The organism is Sphingobacterium sp. HMA12, assembly GCF_002933815.1.
Taxonomy (GTDB): Bacteria; Bacteroidota; Bacteroidia; order Sphingobacteriales; family Sphingobacteriaceae; genus Sphingobacterium.
Map to the genome: position 1 here is coordinate 206,312 of NZ_BEYR01000003.1, position 22,212 is coordinate 228,523.

General features: G+C 41.8%; 13 protein-coding genes. 10 read left to right on the forward strand and 3 right to left on the reverse strand.

Features of this window, described 5'->3' with window-relative positions; translation table 11 throughout:
* Nucleotides 1-164: 164 nt before the first annotated feature.
* Together HMAT_RS17770 and HMAT_RS17775 are read left to right on the forward strand one after the other, a co-directional pair.
* Entirely contained in the window at nucleotides 165-1,328 is a 1,164-nt protein-coding gene (locus HMAT_RS17770) for an aspartate aminotransferase family protein (protein ID WP_104384202.1), read from the forward strand.
* A 208-nt stretch (nucleotides 1,329-1,536) separates the two neighbouring features.
* Entirely contained in the window at nucleotides 1,537-1,953 is a 417-nt protein-coding gene (locus HMAT_RS17775; RefSeq protein ID WP_104384203.1) for an NUDIX domain-containing protein, read from the forward strand.
* A gap of 23 nt (nucleotides 1,954-1,976) precedes the next feature.
* Here HMAT_RS17775 and HMAT_RS17780 read toward each other — a convergent pair whose 3' ends face one another.
* Nucleotides 1,977-2,510, reverse strand: coding sequence for a hypothetical protein (locus HMAT_RS17780; protein ID WP_158655978.1), 534 nt, complete (start codon nucleotides 2,508-2,510; stop codon nucleotides 1,977-1,979).
* 79 nt (nucleotides 2,511-2,589) lie between these two features.
* A complete protein-coding gene (locus HMAT_RS17785; RefSeq protein WP_104384205.1) occupies nucleotides 2,590-3,837 on the reverse strand; it encodes a hypothetical protein in 1,248 nt (415 codons plus the stop codon).
* A gap of 87 nt (nucleotides 3,838-3,924) precedes the next feature.
* Between HMAT_RS17785 and HMAT_RS27085 the strand changes: the two genes are divergently transcribed.
* On the forward strand, nucleotides 3,925-4,074 hold the full coding sequence (locus tag HMAT_RS27085; protein WP_158655979.1) for a hypothetical protein: 150 nt from the start codon (nucleotides 3,925-3,927) through the stop codon (nucleotides 4,072-4,074).
* Between the two features lie 58 nt (nucleotides 4,075-4,132).
* On the opposite strand, the gene HMAT_RS17790 is transcribed toward HMAT_RS27085, so the two are convergent.
* Nucleotides 4,133-7,303, reverse strand: coding sequence for an AsmA-like C-terminal region-containing protein (locus HMAT_RS17790; RefSeq protein ID WP_104384206.1), 3,171 nt, complete (start codon nucleotides 7,301-7,303; stop codon nucleotides 4,133-4,135).
* Between the two features lie 178 nt (nucleotides 7,304-7,481).
* On the opposite strand from HMAT_RS17790, the gene HMAT_RS17795 reads away from it, so the two are divergent.
* From HMAT_RS17795 to HMAT_RS17825, 7 genes are all read left to right on the forward strand, one after another.
* Nucleotides 7,482-8,837 carry a sensor histidine kinase gene (locus tag HMAT_RS17795; RefSeq protein ID WP_104384207.1) on the forward strand — a complete coding sequence of 452 codons (1,356 nt, stop codon included), beginning with the start codon at nucleotides 7,482-7,484 and terminating at the stop codon, nucleotides 8,835-8,837.
* A 316-nt stretch (nucleotides 8,838-9,153) separates the two neighbouring features.
* Nucleotides 9,154-11,757, forward strand: a complete 2,604-nt coding sequence (locus HMAT_RS17800; protein WP_233789434.1) for a zinc-dependent metalloprotease — start codon at nucleotides 9,154-9,156, stop codon at nucleotides 11,755-11,757.
* Nucleotides 11,758-11,791: 34 nt separating this feature from the next.
* Nucleotides 11,792-15,130, forward strand: coding sequence for a SusC/RagA family TonB-linked outer membrane protein (locus tag HMAT_RS17805; protein ID WP_104384208.1), 3,339 nt, complete (start codon nucleotides 11,792-11,794; stop codon nucleotides 15,128-15,130).
* Between the two features lie 19 nt (nucleotides 15,131-15,149).
* Entirely contained in the window at nucleotides 15,150-16,469 is a 1,320-nt protein-coding gene (locus HMAT_RS17810; protein WP_104384209.1) for a RagB/SusD family nutrient uptake outer membrane protein, read from the forward strand.
* Nucleotides 16,470-16,545: 76 nt separating this feature from the next.
* On the forward strand, nucleotides 16,546-17,271 hold the full coding sequence (locus HMAT_RS17815; protein WP_104384210.1) for a LytTR family DNA-binding domain-containing protein: 726 nt from the start codon (nucleotides 16,546-16,548) through the stop codon (nucleotides 17,269-17,271).
* A 264-nt stretch (nucleotides 17,272-17,535) separates the two neighbouring features.
* Nucleotides 17,536-20,643: a TonB-dependent receptor gene (locus tag HMAT_RS17820; protein WP_104384211.1), complete on the forward strand. Its 3,108-nt coding sequence runs from the start codon at nucleotides 17,536-17,538 to the stop codon at nucleotides 20,641-20,643.
* A gap of 30 nt (nucleotides 20,644-20,673) precedes the next feature.
* Complete coding sequence (locus HMAT_RS17825; protein ID WP_199768702.1) at nucleotides 20,674-22,167, forward strand: RagB/SusD family nutrient uptake outer membrane protein; 1,494 nt, start codon at nucleotides 20,674-20,676, stop codon at nucleotides 22,165-22,167.
* Nucleotides 22,168-22,212: the final 45 nt, after the last annotated feature.

The following is a 22,212-nucleotide window of genomic DNA, read 5'->3' on the forward strand; positions in this document are numbered from 1 at the left end:
ACCTTTTACAGTGATCCGGGCGCATTTGTAGTCAGGTATTTGGTTTGTGATGAGTAACTTGTATTTCCTGTCTGAGACTGGACTATTGACTTTAAATTGATCCTGGACTACCTTTAGGGGAAGATTTAATCCGATTTTTGGGTAAACCAAATCTCGATCATTTGATGAAACCATTTCCGGTATTTGAAAAATTGGCCATACAGATTGACCGTGCTGTTGGCTGCTTTGTTTACGACCAGTCAGGACAGGCGTACTTGGACATGTATGGCGGGCATGCTGTTATTGCTGTGGGGCATACCCATCCGCATGTAGTCGACAGCACCTTGCGACAGCTCAATAAGATCGGTTTCTACTCGAATACGATATACAATGATCTGCAAAATAAACTGGCAGATCAATTAGGACTGATCAGTGGATATGTAGACTATGGGGTATTTTTCTCTAATTCCGGTGCTGAGGCCAATGAAAATGCTTTGAAGCTGGCTTCTTTTGTGACTGGACGAAAAAAGGTCTTATCCTTTTCCAATGCTTTTCATGGACGCACCTCGGGAACCGTATCTGCTACCGATATCACTAGCATCCGAGCTGCGGTAAATGATAATCGCCATTATTTTTTTACGCCTTTCAATGAACCGTCCAGTTTGAGAAAACAACTGGAGACGGAGGAATACTGCGCCCTGATTATGGAGCCAATCCAGGGAGTCGGCGGAATCCATGTAGCTTCTGCAGCGTTTTTACAAGAAATCAGGCAGATCTGCACGACAACGGGAACCATGCTTATTCTCGATGAGATCCAGTCGGGGTATGGCCGTACGGGAAAATTTTTCGCACATCAGCATGCCGGAATAAAAGGGGATCTGATTACTGTGGCGAAAGGGATTGCCAATGGTCTCCCGATGGCCGCAACACTAATCTCTCCTGACATCACACCCGTAATGGGGCAATTGGGAACAACCTTTGGGGGCAATCATCTGGCCTGTGCGGCAGCAATTGCTGTATTGGAAGTCATCCGGGATGAAAAGCTGATGGACAATGCGGCAAAGATTGGTACATTTTTAATGGAAGAATTACAGGGCATGACGGGCATTGCCGAGGTGCGGGGAAGGGGATTAATGATCGGTGTGGAGTTTGATACAGACATACGCCAGCTGCGCCATGAACTGCTGTTTGGCGAGAAAATCTTCACGGGATATGCCGGTGCTTATACTTTGCGGCTTTTGCCGCCGCTGTGTTTTACAAAGAAACATGCGCAGATTTTTCTTAGGAGCTTGAAAAAATTGCTCCTGAAAAATGATCAATATTCCCCACATCATTCGTATCAAATTTAGTAATTAAACTTATCACAAGCAGTAATTAAACGGAGAATTGTGTTTCGCTGTTCTCTGCGGAATTTCATTGATTAATCGGGGTGAAGCAGGAGAGCTTGCCTCGATGTGGGATAGAGTTTTTCTTGGATAAATGCTGGTAAAAAAGTAATTTCACAACAGATACTTTAATACAAAACGATACTTTAAATTAAAATATACAAGGAAACAAATGTCTACAGTTACACAAGGTTTACCAACAGCTGGATTGATTAGTATAACGGATCATAAAATATTGCTTGCTTATAGTAACAATAAAAAAGCCTGGTATCTCCCCGGTGGAAAAATTGATGCGGGGGAGGATTCTTTACAATCACTCCGTCGGGAGATTTCAGAGGAATTGAACATCGACCTTGATCCCCAAAAGATTTCATACTACTGTCACATCACTGCTCCTGCCTATGGTATGGTCCCCGAAGTGATCATGGAACAGGACTGTTTTCTATATCCGCTCACCGAAACGATACAGCCTAGTAATGAAATAGGAGAAGTGAAGTACTTCTCCCATGAAGATTATTTACGTGAACCTATCCAGGTCATCGGTGTATTGCATGTCTTTGAAAAACTGAAAGCAGATGGCCTGATCTAAGCTAAATGCCTTAGGCAGCCCTATTAGATACCATAGCCTTCATTGGCACAATTGATTGTTTTGGTATTCTGTATCGCACTAATTTTTCCGGTCTTGGTATTCAATCGCCAGGCTTTGACAATCTGATCAAAGTATTCTTTGTTTTCATCCACAACGCTAATGGCAACAATTTCACTGTCCACTTTGTTGCCTAATCTGCAATTACATAGGCTAAGCTGTTCGTTGGATTTCAATATACGGATATTGATCGTGTCCAGTATCTTATACTTTACCTGCCCCTTTCCATTCTCCTTGTCGTCAAGCAATTCGTTTAAAATACAGATTCCGTTTTGATCGTTGGTATAATATCCGGCAGCAAAGCGATAGTCGCCACTGGCACTTTTGCCCGCATCTATTACTGCTCCTGAGGCATGGCCATAACTGCTCAATCCCGGGATTTCATTAATTTCCCGAAATATCTTGCCATACAATGGATTTTTTTGATCTTGAATGGCGCTAAAACTTGACCAACTACAGATGGCCAATACCGCAAATAGTACGCTTGTTAGATATCGCATAGTTTCAATAGATTTAAATGCAATTATAAAGATAATAAATCCCATTAGATTCTTAACTAATGGGATCTATATTTGACAGCTACTCGTATTTTGAAAAGTCTACTGCAAATATGCAGCGGTTGACCTGGCTGCCATTTTGTGCGCCGGCATTGGGCTCAAATTCGGTCAGGCTCCAAAGATAACCGTAAGTTGCTTCGTAATACAGGGATTCGGCACCATATGGCCATCTGTAACGGACAGTATCATCGGCACCATCGCTGTATCGTGCCAGTCTGGCATTTGATCCATAGGAATTGCTCGGAGAGCCTGTGCAGGATAGCCAGATGCGATTTCCCTTTCGGAATATTCCTTGGATACCATGCGCATGATTGTCGGTAAACAGGCTGTTCTTTGGTGTAACTGTAACAATGCCTGTGTTTTGAAGTTTGCCGTCCGTATCAATAGGGAAGCCAAAAACCTGAGGTACGATGGCAGCATCAGCGCTACCGGCATAATATTGCCCAGTCCAAAGCTGGGTGCCCTCATCATTGATCTGGATAGTCGAAAAGGGACTGGCATTATTGATTTTTTGGTAGCCCACCTGTGGTAATATATACCGATAGTTGAAGGCGAACAAATTACCGTTGCTATCTCTGCCGCATTTCTCACTGGTATCATCACCGGTGCTGACTTCAATAATTTTATCGAGATCGAACACCCGAACGCCTAAATTTGTGCTGCTGAGATAAATTTTGCCTTTGAAGTAGGCAATACCACCGGCATGCACTTTGAGCGGAGCGTATGAACCGTATTGTGTATGGCTTGTTGTGCCGCTGGGAATATCGGGTTGCACCAGGAGCATATGACGGTAAGTCAGGTAGGTACTTGAGCTTGGGCTAATGTCAATCAGCGTAATGCGAGAACCCTTATGTTCGGCATTATTGCGGGCATACCAGCTGACCAAAAGATAACGGACGCCATTTTTTGTAAATCCCGCAATACCCTGTGGCCGCCAGATGGCCGTGGTTTCATCATCACTGTTCCAACGAATCCCACGTACCCGATTTTCCTCTGGAATATTGAATCCATAGACCTCGGTATAGGCACTTCCGCCGATAGCCTGACGGTTTTTGTTCACCTGGGAAGGGTTTAGAAAACTGAATCCTGAATTGATGTAGGTGCTGGTATTGACATAATTGTTGACAGTGACAGCTGCGGCGTTTATATTCGCTTTAAGCTTTGTTGGTACTTCATTTTCTGCTAACGCCGTCATTACGTCATTTTTCTGACAGCTTATGCTTGTCGTGGCAAGCATAAAAATCAATCCAAGTGTTTGTCGTTGAATCATCGTTTATGTAATCGAGGTTTATGTAATCCTATACAAACCTAACTGCAAATAGTTTGTAAGCTATCTGCGAAACTAAATGATTCAACGATGATTGGGATAAACGTACTATTAAATCTGTATTATATTTATGTGCACCTGATCTCAGCGGTCATTCTACTATTTATTTTCGGTATCATCGCGCCACTCTGGATTGCCGCTCCGTCCGACAATACTTTGTTAGCCACAGCTTCGTCCTAAAGATGTCCCTAACATCCGGGCTTGTTATCCTGTTGCGCCCCCTATCCTGAGAACCCAATTATTTTTCAGTCGCTGTCTTTTCTTGCTGAGATTCTTTGTACACTTTACTGTCCTCATCGTCCATGTCCATATCGAGATCTTCCTCTTTATATTTTCCCATTTTAAGCTGAAAATTATCTGCGGTACCGGTGATGCGCATCGGGATTCCGAAGATTCCGAATGGAGGTAGTCCAAGTCTGAACCCAAGATTCATCCGTCCATCTAATGTAACTTGACCCTCAAATCGGGGTCTGAATCCCATCATCTTCATTTTGGTACGTTCGATGGTCATGACATTGTTCTTGATATGTGATTTGATGACAACTTTTTTCACTTCGCCGTCTTTCAATTTTTCTTTTGAGGTAGATTCGCTGATACCGTTCAGTAACTTGAACCCTCTGAATTTGATCTGGTTTAGCGTCAAGGTACCTTCACCGACAATGGAAGGCATGACAGGCTGCATATTGCCGTTCAATAAGCCGCCCAGTTTATAATCCAAAGAGACAAGGCCATGCGCATTTTTGGCAGCAGTCACCATCTCTCTGAACATTGGAATTTCCTTATAGGCACGTTGGATATCAAAGCTGTCCGCTTTTACAGCGTAGTCGAATGCGGCTCTACGGGGATTTATTGGTCTATAATTTCCATTCATAGCTGCTTTTAATCCCGCCAGTTCAAAAGTGGTGTTGTTGAGCGCCAGTTTGCCTTCTTTGATCTGTAGATCCCCCTTGAAATCTTTGATATTCATGTTGTTGTAAGAGACATTGGTGACTAAGCCCAGTACCTGAACATCCAGGTTTTTAGGCAAAAGGATCACACCTGTCTCTGAAGAAGAGGATGCCGCCGAAGGATTGTCCGCAAAAACCATAAAGTCATCAACAGTGATTTTTTTGCTGTTGAGTGTGAACTGCCCCTGTAAGGCTGCATTGCTATTGGTCAGGTAATTAATGATATTATTCATGTAGCCTTTTATCGAAATCGCATTTTTACCGTAATTGACCAGGAATCTATCAAAGTTCATTTTCTCCTGGTGAAAGCTAAAGTCACCGCTCTTGATCGCTATGGGCTGAGGGAGAAGATCTGTCTCTACCTGGATCTGGCCGATGTTGATGTGGCCACTATTGTGGAGTCTGGTATAACGTCCGCTCGTCGCATCGCTCTGAAGACCTTTTAGACTGAAATCTGTATGGATGAACCCGTCAATATTGGTTCCGTCCAAAGCAAAAAACCTATAGATCGGACCAAGGTTGAGTTTTCCTTTGGACTGAATATGATAGTTGATGTTATTGAAATTGCGCAGATCTGCATTCAGGAAAAATGGTTCCCCCGCGAAGGTAAATGAAACAGGTAGTATTTTCACATTCAAATCACGTAAAGACCCCTTCGCACTATTCACGAAGGCTTCAACATGTATATTATCCATTGGAATAGGGTACTCCTTGGATTTGATAAACCCATCTTTCATCACAATGGAAGTATTGGTTTGCGGAAAAATATTCCGTTTGAGATCGACATAACCTTTTGCATTGAGGTTGACATCAATCAGTCCCGCCAGTTCGATATCTTTGATCGGATAGAAGCTTTTGATATCGGCCAAATTGAATAAGGCTTTGAGGTCAGACTGTACGGCAATTTTATTGAAATCCGTTATAGAAACATAACCCTTGATATAATTGTTGAGCGCCTGGATAGAGATGTCGTGAATAGCGATAGCGGCGCTTTGCATTTTGCCATCCGGGTCTTTTGCCTCAAGGCGATACGCAATCTTTTCAAGCCCTTTTGGGAGATTGGCCAATTTGAAATGACCATCTGCGAGGGTGTTTTTAATGTCAAATGTCGGTATGGAAGCAATGTACTCCTGTTTGCGCTTTTGAAGACCGACTTTGCGTGTGGCTTTGGCATAGGTTCCGTTGATCTTTGCGTCGAGATTCCAGCGGCCTCCGAAAGAGAAGTCCGGGAACTGCAAGGAGGAATAGAGGATACCCAGATCCAGGTCACTTTTCATATCAGCATGTACAGTCACAGGATGGAGTCCTGCGATTTGTCCTTTTGCGTTGAAGTAGCCTGATGCAACTTTAAAGTCAAATTGTTTCAGGTCAATCCGGAGCGAGTCGGGATTTAATACCGGAAGATCAATCCTTAATTTTGCATTCCAATCTGTTAGCGGATTTCTGGATTGTTTATAAGCAAGATAACCGTTGTTGATGGTCAGTCCCAAAGAAAGATCGGGCATTTCGTTCTTGTCGACGATATAGTCTCCTAATAAGTTGACAAATACTTCAGAAGTACCCTTGACCGATAGATCTTTTATCCATGATGCGTAACTATTGGGAACCAGTGACAGCAATTCACTCAGGGTACTCTCCTGGGATTTTAGTTTAAAATCCAGGTGATAACCGTGCGATATAAAGGATAATAATCCCCGGAACCGTACAGGTAATTGATTGATCCTGATGTCATTTCTTTCAAATACAAAGGATAGATTATCGGTGTTGATACGGGTTAATAAGCTGGCGTCAATGGATTTTTTATCAACGTATAGTTCATTGTCGAAGGAAAAGGAAAAAGCGGCGATCTTGGCTTTGGTATTCAGGTCAAAAATATTCGACATCAGATCGCCCTTGCCCTCATAGTCCAGATCTTTGGCTTCAATCCATAATGGAATAGATTGATCTTCGTAATGTAGACTGGTCTTTTCAAATCTGATCAGCTGAAAGGCGAGTGCGCTGCTTTCGGAATCGTCTTTTGTCTTGGTGGAATCTGTAGGTGCGGATTTATAAATGTTGTAGTTCGCATTGCCCAGCGAATCTACCAAAATATTGATTCTCCCATTGTTAACGATAAACTTGTCAATGATAATTTTAGACTTAAGCAAGCTCATGAGGTCAATCCCAAAGCTAACTTGTTTGGCGGCAAGCAAGGTGTCTTTTTTGAATGGTTCGGCGCCTTTTAACAACACGTCATCCATGGATGCTGTCAACAGCGGAAATTGATCAAAGAAGGTTAATCTGACTTTTGTATAGTTGAGTTCCCCATTGATATGTGCATTTGCCAAAGATTTGACTTTGTCGTTTACTTCTTTTTCGAAGATATAGGGAATGGATAATATACAAAGAATAAATAGTGTTATTAAACTTGCTAGACCGATAGAGATTCGTTTGGCAAACTTTAAAAATGTTGCTTTTGACACAGTGCTGTTTTTTTGTGGGTACAAAAGTCCGAAATTTATTGCTAAAGTTCGCTGATTGAAAGATTTATTTTGGTCTCTCCTGTAAAATATGTCGAGATTCAATGACAAATGGATGAGCAAAGTCCTTTCTTATCAGGTGGTTTTGTAATGCTCGGAATTTTTCCCGTATTTTTGCGTCGTGAATTTTCGATTTAAAAATGCTGAACAGAAAAACGGTACTATCCTTATTTTCTGTTTGCTTTTGTTGCTGTTGATAGGTGGGGGACTGCTCGGTATTATCCATCATAAAATAGATCGACTGAATAAAAGGGTATTGGTAGATTTTGCCGATGAAAATATGTTGCTGCTGAACAAGCAGCTGGAAATGTTACAACAAGAACTGTACACATCTGAGAAAAGGTTGGTGGATACCCTACCAACAGCCCAGATTCGTCGTGATTCCCTGCTTGTCCTTATTCCGGTAAGCCAGTTGGACCGTGTGGACAAGAAGATGTGGATGCTTTATAAAACCCGCACCATAGCACATCGCTTATATCATATCTATATTGATATCGAAAAATTAAATGGCTATTTCGCACCACGATACCGCTATTTTGGAAGAAGAGCTTATTTTGAAATTTATAATGATCAAGGTCTCTGTGTCGTTTCACCCGATAATACAAAGTGGGGAAAAAGAAAGGAAACCAAAGTAATCCCACAGGGCAAGATCGTTGAATCGGACTACCTCAAATTGGATGTGATGGTCAACTCCTATCCCTGTTCGATTATTTTTGTTGGGGGAGAAATTCGGGTCAGTGTCCTGCTGTTGACCATCGAGGATGAGATCCAGGAAGTGATGACCTATAGTATTTTACTTGGTGTCGGTTTGATGCTTGTGGCAATAGCACTTATCTATTTTAATGTGTTAGAGCGGCGCAAGATTCAGCAGCTCAAATTAATGGCTTTACAGCAGGAAAATGAATATACGCAGATGCGTCTGGTTCAGTTGCGGCAGCAGATCAATCCACATTTTTTGTTTAATACGTTTGGCTCCCTCCAATATCTGATTGGTAAGGATAATGATCTGGCGAAGTCTTTTGTGGGTAAGATGACCAAGGTGTATCGTAAAATGCTGCGTACAGACGACTCGGAATGGTCTTTGGTACAGGAAGAACTGGAGCTTGCAAAAGCGTATTTCTTTTTACAACAGGTACGTTTTGGAGCAGCGCTCAAAGATATGGAGATTTCGATTCCAACAGCAGTATTGGGACATAAGCTGCCACGTCTGGCCTTGCAGATGCTGGTGGAAAATGCAATCAAACATACGCGTATTTCGCCGGAAAATCCACTTCAGATCGATATCGTATATCTATCGGACAGCAAAATCATAAAAGTAAGCAACAATTGGCAGCCGCGGCAGGGTGCTGAAATGGAAGGTGAGGGATATGGGCTTAATTACCTGGTGTCTATGTATGCCCATTATAGGTTAGACGGGTTTGGCTTCGGAACAGTAGACAGACGTTTTTTTGTCAATTTGCCACTGCTGGATCTTTAAAAAATGGTAGGGAGATGCGGTTTGGATACGTGTTCATAGGTTATATGTGCGTGTTCATACGTTGGAAATGCGCGCTCGTCCCTTTTGGGGTGATTCTATACAATATTTTTAACAAATTTGGCTCCTGATCTAGGAATTTAATTGCAAGATTAACCTAATCTTAATCTTATCGGATGAAACAATCGCCAGCTCAATAGTTCTCACGATGAGTCCTACCATCAGCTTATGATCGCTTCATTTGCCATTGAAAAACAAACCGGGTGCATTAGCAGGTATTTATGCTATTGAAAATCTGCGCTCAGAAAAAATTATTCGAATGAACAACACTTATACCAAGCTAGCCCTAAGCCTTTTATTCTCGGCAGGCCTCATGCAATCTTGTTCTGTATTGCAGACGGTAGGTTTACGAAAAAAAGAGACTGTTACTTCTACAAAAGATTCTACAGCCAAGAAAGATACGACGATCGCCTATGATAAACTGTTTAAAGACGCGCGCGTGGACAGTGGTATGTTTGGTGTGATCCGAAAGGAAAATAATTATTATTTTGAAATTCCATTGAAAAAAATGGGCCAGGACATTCTCCTGATCCAAAAATTGTCTTCCGTTCCCTTGGCGCTGAATGAGGCTGGTGTAAATAAGGGAATGAATTATGAAAATAAGGTGATTCGGTTTACCCTGCGCAAAGAGAAGAAAGAGGTATGGGTTTCGGAGATTAAACCTCAGGTGGAAGTTCCTACAACTGATGCGATCGCTGCATCGGTCTACGATAATTATCGTCCCTCATACATCGAATCTTTTAAAGTGGAGAGCTACTCCAAAGATTCGAGTGCTGTGGTGATTAAAGTTAACAAGGTATTTGACGGGTCAGAAAAGAGCTTTACGGATGTTTTCACCTCTTTGGGTTTAGGTACCTCACCCAAAACCAGCATATCCACGATCGAAGAAATTAAATCCTATTCCAATAATATTGTTGTGAAGTCGGTGTTGTCGACAAAAGTAACAGAGGGCAATGAATCGGTACCGGTATCACTGGAGGTTACAAGCAACCTTTATGAACTGCCTGAAACGCCGATGGTAGCACGTTTTGCGGACCCACGTATTGGTTTTTTTACATCGCCACGTTGGTACTTTAACGATAAACAGCAAGAATTGGATAAAAAAAATCTGGTTAACCGCTGGCGACTGGAACCCAAAGATGAGGACAAAGCTCGTTACCTGAAAGGTGAACTGGTAGAGCCGAAAAAGCCTATTGTTTTTTATCTTGATCCGGCCACGCCAAAACAGTGGCGACAAGCCATCATTGATGGCGTTCACGATTGGCAGGAAGCATTTGAGGCAGCAGGTTTTAAGAATGCGATTTTGGCCAAACAACAACCGGATAGTATCAAATTTGATCCGGATGATGCAAATGTATCTTCTATTGTATACGCTGCGTCAGCGCAGGCCAATGCGATGGGACCATCTGTGGTGGATCCTCGCTCCGGTGAGATTTTGGAAGCTGATGTGATCTGGTGGCATAATGTGATGACGATCTTGAATAGCTGGATGCGGATCCAAACTGGTATTGTAGATACTTCGGCACGGTCGAATGTATTCTCGGATGAAAAAATGGCTCATGCCATTCGTTTTGTCTCTTCACATGAGATCGGACATACCTTGGGACTGATGCACAATATGGGTTCGTCGGCAAGTTTTCCTGTTGACTCGCTACGGAGTAAAAGCTTTACCGCAAAAATGGGGGGTACGGCACCATCTATTATGGATTACGCACGTTTCAATTATGTAGCGCAACCTCAAGATGGTGTCGAGCAGATCACTCCGGTGATTGGAGCCTATGACAAATACGCAATCGGATGGGCTTACCGTTGGTATGGTAAAACCCAGCCTTGGGATGAAATACCTTTGTTGCGAAACGAAATTGATGCCCATGTTCATGACCCAATCTATCATTACGGGGAGCAACAAGATTCCAAAAATATTGTGGATCCACGGGCACAATCCGAAGATCTGGGCGATGATGCAATGAAAGCTGGGGAATATGGCATGCTGAATCTGCGTCGCATGATGCCTAATATCATCAATTGGACAACAAATACAGGGGATGACTACTACCGTGCTGGTAAATTATATATGGGCGTAGTTGGCCAATGGTATGCTTATGCAGACCATGTGCTGAATAATATCGGTGGTATTTATCTTGAAAATGCTGTTTTGGGCGACCAAAAAAATGCATATAGCCCCGTGCCTAAAGAAAAACAGATCGCTGCACTAGAATATTTAAAGAAACATGTGTTCTATATGCCGGATTGGTTATTTGTTCCGGAACTGATGGCGAAAACGTTTCCTTTAAGAGATTCACCAATGGGACCATTTGAATATGCACCTTATAACCTGCAACGGGAATTTCAATATGCCATGCTCTATAAATTGGTGAATGATGAACGTCTACTGCGCATGGTCGAAATGGAAAATCTCTTTGGCGACAAGAAAGCATGGAGTGCACCTGCATTTTTAGCATCTGTACGCAAAGAAATTTTCGCAAAAACGCTCGGTGGACAGACATTGGATCTTAAAACGCGCATGTTGCAACAGAATTACGTGGATGTGCTGATGGTTTCCACGAATAAGTCCATGGAGAAATTAAATGCAAAAAAATTAGCTGATGTCGAACAATTGATCGAAGGAACTCAGCCTAATCTGTGTTTGCATCCGCAACATACTGCTTCTGCTCAAGTGGGTTTACGTAATGTACATGTCACTGGAATGATCCGTACTTCGGATATGCTGACCTATAAACGCGCTGAGCTGTATGAGATCTACCAATTGTTGAAACAGAAACAAAGGACAGGAGATGCCACAACAAAAGCACATTATATGGATCTGCAATTGCGTATTGCAAATACCCTGCAATTGAACTAATATATTAACATCTATTATATCAACATCTACCAAAATGAATAAGTTTTTAATACCGCTGACCTTCATGTGTGTGCAAATGGCACAAGCACAGGAATCCAAGGAACTGAAAGGAAAGGTACTGGATGCGGTCACATTAAAGCCGGTCGTGGGGGCGACGGTTGTAGTCGAAAGTTCGGCAGTAGCCGAAGACATCGGTGTACCCAATCAGGTGCAACAATCTGCTTTGGGTGCATTGACTGATGCTTCGGGCGAATTTCGCCTAAAAGTTCCGGGAAACTTAAAATACGTCACCATTAGTTATGTGGGATACCAACGAATGCAGATTCCAGTATTTCAGGATCACAAGACGATTTTACTACAACCGGGTGGTGAATCTTTGGACGAAGTGATCGTAACGGGATATACCGATATCAAAAAGCGTAAGAATACCACTGCGTATAATAAAATCAATGTAGCCGATATCAAACAAACTGGTGTTGCATCAATTGATGAGATGCTAGCAGGTCAGGTGGCTGGTTTACAGCTGAGCAATTTTAACGGTGGTCCTAACAGTGCACCACAGATCCGTATCCGCGGTACGGTATCGCTCAATGGTACGCAGGATCCGCTATGGGTGATTGACGGATTGCCTATTGAGGGAACAGCAATGCCAAATCGGATTGAAAAGGATAATCTGAATAGCTTGACGAATCTTCCGATCGCAGGAATCAATCCTGATGATATTGCAGATATCACGGTATTAAAAGATGCGGCAGCAACTTCGATTTATGGTGCGCGTGCAGCGAATGGCGTGATAGTGATTACTACGAAAAGAGGTAAATCCGGACCAGCAAAACTGCAGATTTCGGCAAATACCTTTGTGACCGAACGTCCTGACTTTGGTAAACTCAACCTGATGAATGCCAATGAAAAAGTAGACTTTGAACTATTGATGGCAGACCGGACCGATTTAAATTACCGGACGGACAAGGGAGCGGTGATGCGTATCCTAAACAACGCAAATGCATTGGATGCTTACCGTTCGGGTGGTTTGGCCGCTTTATCGCCAGAAGTGCAGCAATCCATCAGTCAATTGCGTACGCAACAAACGGACTGGGGAAAAGAACTTTATCGTCAGGCACTCAATCAACAATATTCGGCATCAATTTCTGGCGGTAATGACGGACATCGTTACTATCTGTCAAGTGGTTTTTACGATGAAAAGGGGGCGACTAAAGGGGCAGACCTACGTCGTTATTCATTGACATTAAACAATGATTTCAATATAAACGATCGATTTAAAGCTGGGATTAATCTCTTAGGTTCGGTTTCAAACAGACAGAATCCGATTCAGGACGCTGATGCATTTACCAATCCAAGCAATTACGTCCGTACGGTAAATCCTTACCTGACTGTGCGTGACCAATCAGGTAAGTACAATTATGATCCGGATATTGAGGGCTATGAAAAAGATACTTACATTCCTTTTAATTCCGTAGAAGAACGTGAAAACACCAAATATACGCTAACCAATAAGGCCTTAAAAGCCATTGGTTACCTGGAGTATACCATTATTCCGCAATTGTCTTTACGTACCGAATTTGGCTTGCAGTTTGATGAAAATAGTATGGAACGATTTGCCGATCAGGAAAGTTATAATACCCGTAAATTGCGTGCTGCAACACGGTACTACGATGCTGCGACTAAAACGAATAAGTATTTCCTGCCTACAGGTGGTAAGATCGAAAATGATCATAATAGTATATTTCAATATAATTGGAAGACCTACTTAAAGTATAACAAAACCTGGAATGAAAAGCATGAGCTGGAACTGATGGGGGGAACAGAACTGAGAAGGAGTAAAAATACAATAGTTTCATCCAAAGGGTTTGGATATAATCCAGCAACGTTGACCACCCAGAGTATTGTTTTTCCAAACAGTAACTATCAAGATGATCGACGATTTCTTCAGTATAGCAAAGTGTTTGGAGAGAATTCATATGCTTCTTTCTATGGTAATGCGACCTATACCTTTGACCGCAAGTATAACGTGTATGGTAGCATTCGTTATGATGGCTCCAATATGTTCGGGGTAGATCCGCAATATCGTTTTTTGCCAATCTGGTCCTTGTCCGGATCGTGGAATGTATTGGAAGAGGATTTTATAAAGGATAAGACAAAGTTATCTGATCTTCGCGTACGTGCCTCTTACGGTATACAAGGGAATATTGACCGTAACACTTATCCGTTTATCGTCGGACTGTACAATAACGCAACTCTGCTTCCCGGAAATACAGAAAGCACAGTAGTGGTGGAGATGCCGGCAAATGATAAATTACGTTGGGAACGTACGAAGTCATATAATGCCGGTATTGATTTAGGCCTTTGGAAAAATAGACTGAATATTACGGTTGATTATTACAATAGAACAAGTACCGATTTAATAGGAAACAGTGAATTGCCTATGGAAAATGGTTTTCAGAATGTCCAGGTCAACTGGGCATCAGTGCGAAATCAGGGGATAGAATTGACGATTTCAAGCCGTCAGATTCAGACGGATAAGTTCTCCTGGTCTACGGATTTTAATATTGCCCACAATAATAATAAATTATTGAAGGTGATGGATAATCCGAAAGCCTACTCGCCAGAGTCGCAGGCAGGTCGTCCTATTAATGGAATGTACGTATTGGAAACTGCTGGCTTGGATAAAGATGGCGTGATGCAGTTCAGAAATCAGGATGGATCTGTTTCGAGCATGGAAGATTTCTATGGTTTGTATGATCCTTGGGCAGATTTCTTACCGGGATATACTTCACAAACAAGTATGACAGCAGCGACTTATCTTTCTAAATTTAGATATTTGGGCAGTAAGGATCCGAAGTTTATCGGTGGTATGACCAACCGTTTCCGCTATGCTAATTTTGATCTGGCTATTTCAGCCGTATTCAATTTGGACCGTTGGGTAAGCCGTACACCGACCTACAATCCTGCTCTTGTGGATAGGGGGCAAAATTATTCCAGAGACCTGTTGATGGCTTTACAGGGTAATACAGCCTTTCCAGCATTGGGAAGTATAAGTTCTGAACTTAATGACCGTTGGATGGCCTATAGTTGGATGGAAAGTAATGACCCGATCAAATCCTTTAATATGTACGATGTCTGGGCTAAGAAAATGAGCTATGTCCGCATCAATAGCATTCGTTTAGGCTATACGCTCCCGACAGCAGTGAGTAAGAAAATTGGCGCAAGCAATTTGCGTGTGAACGTAGAGGGACGTAACCTATTTGTTTTCGGAGCAAATTACGAAGGTTACTTTGATCCGGAGACTTATGGTAACAATTATGCGCAGCCGATCAGCAAATCCTTTGCCTTTGGTCTTTCGGCAAGTTTTTAATTCTTTTAATTGATTAAACATGAAGAATATAATTTATTTTGGATTGATCATGACAGCAAGTGCATTGACATCCTGTGATAAATACTTAGATATACAACCGGTGGGAACTGTCATCCCGGCCTCGGAAAGTGATTTTAGGGGCGTAATGACCAGCGGCTATGTTGGCTTCCCTGCACATAAATCCTATTTGTCATTACGTACGGACGAATTGCTTTTGGATGAAAGCTCGACAGATGCTGCCCAGACCAAAGATATCTACTTATGGAATGATCAAAATCCCGATCCGGCAACCATTGCTTATCCGTATTTGGCCTTCTATAAGAGTATTTTCTATAGCAACCAGATCATCAGTACCATTGACGAGAAATTGACAAGCAATGCGACAGTGGATCAGATTAAAGGGGAGGCCTATCTGATGCGTGCTTATTCCCATTTTGAATTGTTGAATTGTTACAGTGAAGTCTATTCACCAAGCAATATAGCCTTGCGTGGAGTTCCGCTGTCGACTAAAATCGACCTGGAACAACGTTTTGTTCCTGCAACCATAGGTGACTCCTATGCACAGGTGTTATCAGATATGGAAAAGGGGACCGTATTGCTTACGGTAGACGATCAGGCCAAAGGCGTGAATTATCGCTTTAGTAAACGAGCTGCTTACGCAATGGCATCACGTGTTCACTTGTATCGCGGGGAATGGCAGGCAGCAATAGATGCGGCAAAGCAAGCCTTGAAAATAAACGACAAGTTAGTAGATCTTAATGTTGGGGGAAGCTTATTACCCAATGATTTTGAGTCCGCTGAAATCATTATGGCGTTGGAGAAGGTGTCTATTTCGGAAGTTCGTTCAAGTTCATTTATTTCGCCGGCTCTATTATTATCCTACCCAGATGGTGATTTGAGGAAGGGACGTTACTTCCAAAAAAGAGGTGCTGATTATGTATCTCTCAAAGGTGGAGAAAACCGATTTAATGTCAGTTTTAGAAATGCGGAGCTTTATTTGACGATTGCGGAATGTAATGCTCGTCTTGGAAATACGGCGGAAGCACTAAAATATCTGTCCGCACTAAAGAAAAACAGATTTACTGCTGATGCCTACGCCAAACAAATGAAAGCTGATGCAGATCTGTCCAAAGAACAATTGCTGGATGCGGTGTTGCTTGAGCGCAAGCGCGAGCTGGCGCTGGAGGGATTACGCTGGTACGATTTAAAACGTACAACAAGACCTGCAATAACACATACCAGTTTTGGCAAAACAGCAACCTTACAGCAAAACGATCCGCGATATGTAATCCGGTATCCTCAGGAGGCTATCAATAATAATCCTGATCTATTGAAATAAAGTCAATTTTTTTTAATCCTTTATATATTAATCCATTTTCTTTCTTAGGAAATGGATTTTTTATTACTTTCAACCCATGGGATGGAATATATTGATCGTTGAAGACGAAGACTGGGCTTATGTAGGCTTAAAGGAGATGTTGACTGAACGTTATGGTGAGGGCACATTGACTTTTACCAATGCAAAGGAGATTCAGGAAGCAGTGACGGTCATCAATAAGCATCATTTCGATTTGATCTTTATGGATATCCACCTGATGGATGGACTGAGTTTTGAAATATTTAAACAGGTTTCGATTGAGGTGCCGCTTATTTTTACAACGGCCTATGAACAATACGCTTTGGAAGCGTTTCAAAATCAAGGTTATGCCTATCTGTTGAAACCTTTTGATGCGGAAGAACTCGCGCAGACCATGAAGCGTATGGAGCCCCTGCTACCCAAAGCAGAGCTGCGTCTAAAACAGCGATTTCTGGTGAAGTATGGCAACTTTTTAAAGTCCTTGGCGATTGCCGATATTGCTTACTTTATGGCGGAAGATAAAGAACTTTATGCAGTAGAAAAGGAGTCGGGGGTAGCCTATATTATTGAGGATAGACTTGTCCACTTGGTGACCCAGGTAGATCCATTCGTTTTTTTTCAAATTAACAGAAAATTTCTTATTCGTATTGATTCTATTCAGTCTATGTTAAAAATAAGTCGAAATAGAATTAAATTGGAACTAATTCCCCAAACTCCAACGGGGATTGATGTTATTGTTAGCGAAGAACGCTCGCCAAATTTTCAGCGCTGGCTGGATCAATAACAATTGTTAGCTTGCTTACTATCAATTTATTGTCATAATTTGTTTTTATAATCTATTGATTTTTAATGATTTATTTTTTTATTAAAAATGTATAGTAAAATAGTATAGATTGTATTATATTTGCGCTCTGATAAAATCTATCAATTTAGTAGATTTTTAAAAATGCGCAATAAAGTAAGCTATTTGCTTGAATAATTACACTATATTTATTTATTTTTTCTATATATTTACAATACTTAACTAATTTATTAAAATATTCTTTATATGCACTCAACATTTAAATACATTCCTATTGTAGCGGTAGCATTGTCTAGTGCCAATATGAATAAATTGTATGCACAGCAACGTTCCATCCAGGGAAGAGTTACTGATGCGACTACGGGACAGGCGCTAGCTGGCGTAAGTGTACGTGTGTCAGATCAAAATAAGGTAACACTAACTGATGTGAAAGGTGAATTTACCATTAGCACCACTGCTAAAGATGTTCCTCTTTTGGAATTTTCATTTATAGGCTACGAATCGCAACAGGTGCGAGCCGCAGGAACGAATATTTCTTTGGCGCTGAAACCTTCTAGTACAGACCTAGAGGAAGTAGTTGTAGTGGCTTATGGTACATCCAAACGATCCAATATTACCGGTTCGGTTAGCACCGTGAGCAGTAAAGCAATTGAGAATAGACAGGTTTCAAGCATCTCTAAAGCATTAGAAGGTCAGGTTCCCGGTTTGCAATCTGTTGCTTCGTCTGGTCAGCCGGGGACGGATGCGACAATTCGTATTCGCGGAATTGGTTCCATCAACGCATCAAGTTCTCCGTTGATTGTATTGGACGGCAATCCTTATGCTGGGGATATCAGTTCCATAAATCCAAATGACGTACAGTCCATATCGGTTTTAAAGGATGCGGCTTCCAGCGCGCTCTATGGTTCACGTGGGGCAAACGGCGTTATCATTATTACGACTAAATCTGGTAAAAGTTCGGGTGATACAAAAATCAATCTTAATTTCACACAGGGATATTCGGGTCGCGCTGTCAGCGATTACGAACAAGTGACGACAGACGAATACTTCCAGTTGTACTGGGAGGCCCTGCGAAATAAAAATTTGAGCAATGGTTTGAGTGCTTCACAGGCAGCTGCCAATGCGAGCAGGACTTTATTGGTCGATTTGAAGAAGAATCCCTATGGTAGTCAATTTCCGCAACCGGTAGGTCTAGATGGTAAACTGGTTCCGGGAGCCAAAACGCTATGGGACGATCCCTGGAAAGATGTATTACAACGGACTGGTGTGCGTACCCAAGGTGATTTAAGTTTTAGTGGTGGAGGTGAAAAAAACACCTATTATATTTCGGGAGGTTATCTTAATGACCAAGGGATGGCTATTGAGTCCGGGTTTAAACGTTATAATCTGCGGGCGAATATCGATAGCAAAGTTAAATCCTGGTTGAATGCCGGTGTAAATATAGCAGGGAGCAGCACGTTACAGAAGTATCCGCAATCGGAAGACAGTAATACGGCTAATATAATTAACTTTTCACGACTGGTTCCTTCTTTTTATCCGTATTATGAACGTAATGACGATGGATCTTATGTGGAAGAGAATGGAAAAAGAGTGTATGATTTTGGCGCATATAGACCTAGTGCTGCCTCACCGCGTAACAATTTAGCAGCCACTTTACCATTGGATAAGAATGATATTCGTAGGGAAAATATTTCTGCAAGGGCCTATCTGGAAGCTCTGTTAACAGAGAATCTGAAATTGAAATCTACCTATAGTCTGGATTATATCAATTCCAATACACACGATTACGAAAACCCTCTATATGGATTTAGTGCCGAAACTTTTGGTTCTGTGGGGCGATCAAGCGTACGGACGGTAGGACAAACCTGGAATAATATATTGACCTATGAGAAGCAGTTTGGCTTACATCACCTTAATGTATTAGCGGGACAGGAATATTATGCCTTTAATAGTAGCAATATTAGCGGTAACCGTAGTTATTTTGTATTGCCGGGATTCTATGAACCGGTTGCAGCTTCGCAATTGGATGGTTTTACTGGCTCAAGTGTTGACTATAGACTATTGAGTTTTCTGGGGCGTCTGGAATATAATTATGATAACAAATATTATTTCTCCGGTTCATTACGGACAGATGGCTCTTCAAGATTTAGCCCAGAGAAGCGCTGGGGAACATTTTGGTCTGTCGGGGGATCGTGGAAATTGAAGCAAGAAGATTTCTTAAAAGATAATGGCACAATTAGTCAATTGACGCTCCGTGCGAGTTACGGTGGTCAAGGGAATGATAATCTGGGAACTTATTATGCCTATCAGGGACTTTATACGATTGCCAATAGTCTTGGCAAGGGAGGGACCTATACAGGTAGATTGGCAACCCCGGATCTGAAATGGGAAACTAATCTGAATTTAAATGTGGGCGTGGATGTTTCGGCTTTCCAGGATAGGGTTTCTTTGACCGTAGAATATTTTGACAGAAGAAGTAAGGATTTACTGTTTACAATGCCAATGGCTTCGTCAACAGGATATGTTGGCTACGACGCGAACATAGGTGCCGTGAAAAATACCGGTATAGATGTGGATATCCATACGATACCTGTTAAAAATGATAATTTTAGATGGAATCTGGATCTCAATTTCTCTCATTATAAAAATAAAGTTACGTCTCTTCCGGATAATACGAAGGCAATTATCAGTGGCACTAAAATTCTTCGCGTAGGGGGGAGTGTCTTCGATTTCTATATGCCTGAATGGGCTGGTGTGAACCCCCAAAATGGATTGCCGCAATGGTATCTCGCTGATAAAGATGGTAATAATACCGGCGAGAAAACTTCTAAATACAGCGATGCGGGCAGCTTTGTTGCCGGGAGCTCACTCCCGGATCTCGTAGGAGGACTTCAGAACAGTTTTACTTACAAAAATTTCGACCTGTCTGCGTTATTAAGCTTTAGCCTTGGAGGTCAAATACTGGATAATGACTACATTCAATTAATGCATAATGGTAATAATGCCGGCCGTGCCTGGTCGAAAGAAATATTAAATCACTGGACACCGGAAAATACACAAACAGATGTTCCTAAACTAACGACAGATGCTACAAACTGGACTTCAGCATCCACACGTTTTTTATATAGCGGAACCTATGCGCGGCTCAAAAACGTAAGCCTCGGTTATAGTCTACCAGGAGCCTTATTGAAGCGGATCAATATAGATAAAATACGTGTTTTTGCTACAGCTGAAAATCTTTTGACATTTTATGGTCACAAAGGTATGGATCCCGAGCAGACGGTAAATGGTAATACATATTTCCGCTATCCGGCGATGCGTACAATCTCAGGTGGTATACAGCTTGTGTTTTAAATCAGTTGAATGCTTAAAGTAAATAATATTATGAAAATCACAAAAATAAAACTTGTCTATATGCTTTTAGGGCTTTCCTTTATCAATACTTCTTGTAAAGATAAGCTTGATACGGTGCCTACCACATCTGTAACCGAAGAGCAGATTTATAAAGATACGCGCGGTGTGGCAACGGTTGTCAACGGTACATGGAAATACTTAAATGATACCTATTTTACTTATGCTAATCCGGGGTATACATCCGTAATGCGTACAAGTGATGCCATGGGGAGCGATGTGGCGGTGACAACCAAATATGGTTACCGCGATGCATACGGCTTTACGGAATTAGATAACCGCCGGTCCTATCGGGTATCATCTTTTTGGACTTTATTTTATAAAGTAATTGACAATACCAATAATGTGATCTCGAAAGTGGATGGGGTGACTGGGGAGGTTGCAGATAAAAACTTCCTAAAGGGGCAAGCGAAGGCTTTGCGTGCATTTATTTATCTTAATCTGGCTTCATTCTATCAGTTTAGTTACCTAAAAGATAAAAGCGCAAAATCAGTACCGATTTATACTGAGCCGAGTACCCTGCAAACAAAAGGTAAGCCTAGGGCAAGCCTGGAAGAACTGTATCAACAGATTCTGAAAGATTTAAAAGACAGTGAAGTGCTATTGGCTTCAGCAACAAATGTGGAAAAATATCAGATCAGTATAGACGTTGTTTATGGTCTTCTTGCCAGGACTTATTTGCAGATCGGTGAATGGAAATTAGCGGCAGAATATGCAAATAAAGCTGCGGTGGGACACAACCTAATGAGTGCGTCGGATTATCAGGCTGGATTTAACGATGCGCAGAATTCGGAATGGCTATGGGGGCATTTGCAAACTACCGAGCAGAATACGGCTAGTTATACGTTTCATTACATCGACGTTTCGTCTTCTGCTTCTTATTATTATAGTTTTATGGCTGATCCTTATTTTGAGAACCTATTTGATAAAGATGATGTCCGATACGCGCTATTTGAGTGGGATGGTCTGAAAGGTAGAGAGGGTTTTTTACGCTATAAGAAGTTTAAAATGAAGACAAATCAAATAGGGGATATCGTGTATATGCGTTCAGCTGAAATGCTCCTAATTGAGGCTGAAGGTTATGCGAGGGCAGGAGAAACAGAAAAGGCGGTCGCTGCTTTGAATAAGCTGCGAAAAGCACGGAATGCGAAGTTGTTTGAAGGAAGCGATAATACAAAACTGATCACAGAGATTTTGATTGAACGTAGAAAGGAACTTTGGGGTGAGGGGTTTGCATTATCTGATATTATTCGTACCCAAGGTAAGGTGACACGTAAAGCTTTTTTAAACGATAAAGGAGAACCAATACAGGTGCAGGTGGTTGATGAAGAAGGAAAAACAAAATTGGTCGATGGTCAAGGGCATCGGGTAGTCAAGTTCCCTGATGGTTCTAATTTTGTGAATAATAGTCCATATTACTTATTTGCCATTCCAAATACGGAATACGAACAAAATCCAAATTTATAAGAAGTCGATCCATTGCTGGATTACACATAAAAAAAACAGGCATAT

Excerpts from the sequence above, each read along its gene's own strand:
- HMAT_RS17770 (WP_104384202.1), top strand. The coding sequence starts at position 165 with ATGAAACCATTTCCGGTATTTGAAAAATTGGCCATACAGATTGACCGT.
- HMAT_RS17775 (WP_104384203.1), top strand. The coding sequence starts at position 1,537 with ATGTCTACAGTTACACAAGGTTTACCAACAGCTGGATTGATTAGTATA.
- HMAT_RS17780 (WP_158655978.1), bottom strand. The coding sequence starts at position 2,510 with ATGCGATATCTAACAAGCGTACTATTTGCGGTATTGGCCATCTGTAGT.
- HMAT_RS17785 (WP_104384205.1), bottom strand. The coding sequence starts at position 3,837 with ATGATTCAACGACAAACACTTGGATTGATTTTTATGCTTGCCACGACA.
- HMAT_RS27085 (WP_158655979.1), top strand. The coding sequence starts at position 3,925 with ATGATTGGGATAAACGTACTATTAAATCTGTATTATATTTATGTGCAC.
- HMAT_RS17800 (WP_233789434.1), top strand. The coding sequence starts at position 9,154 with ATGAACAACACTTATACCAAGCTAGCCCTAAGCCTTTTATTCTCGGCA.
- HMAT_RS17805 (WP_104384208.1), top strand. The coding sequence starts at position 11,792 with ATGAATAAGTTTTTAATACCGCTGACCTTCATGTGTGTGCAAATGGCA.
- HMAT_RS17810 (WP_104384209.1), top strand. The coding sequence starts at position 15,150 with ATGAAGAATATAATTTATTTTGGATTGATCATGACAGCAAGTGCATTG.
- HMAT_RS17815 (WP_104384210.1), top strand. The coding sequence starts at position 16,546 with ATGGGATGGAATATATTGATCGTTGAAGACGAAGACTGGGCTTATGTA.
- HMAT_RS17820 (WP_104384211.1), top strand. The coding sequence starts at position 17,536 with ATGCACTCAACATTTAAATACATTCCTATTGTAGCGGTAGCATTGTCT.
- HMAT_RS17825 (WP_199768702.1), top strand. The coding sequence starts at position 20,674 with ATGAAAATCACAAAAATAAAACTTGTCTATATGCTTTTAGGGCTTTCC.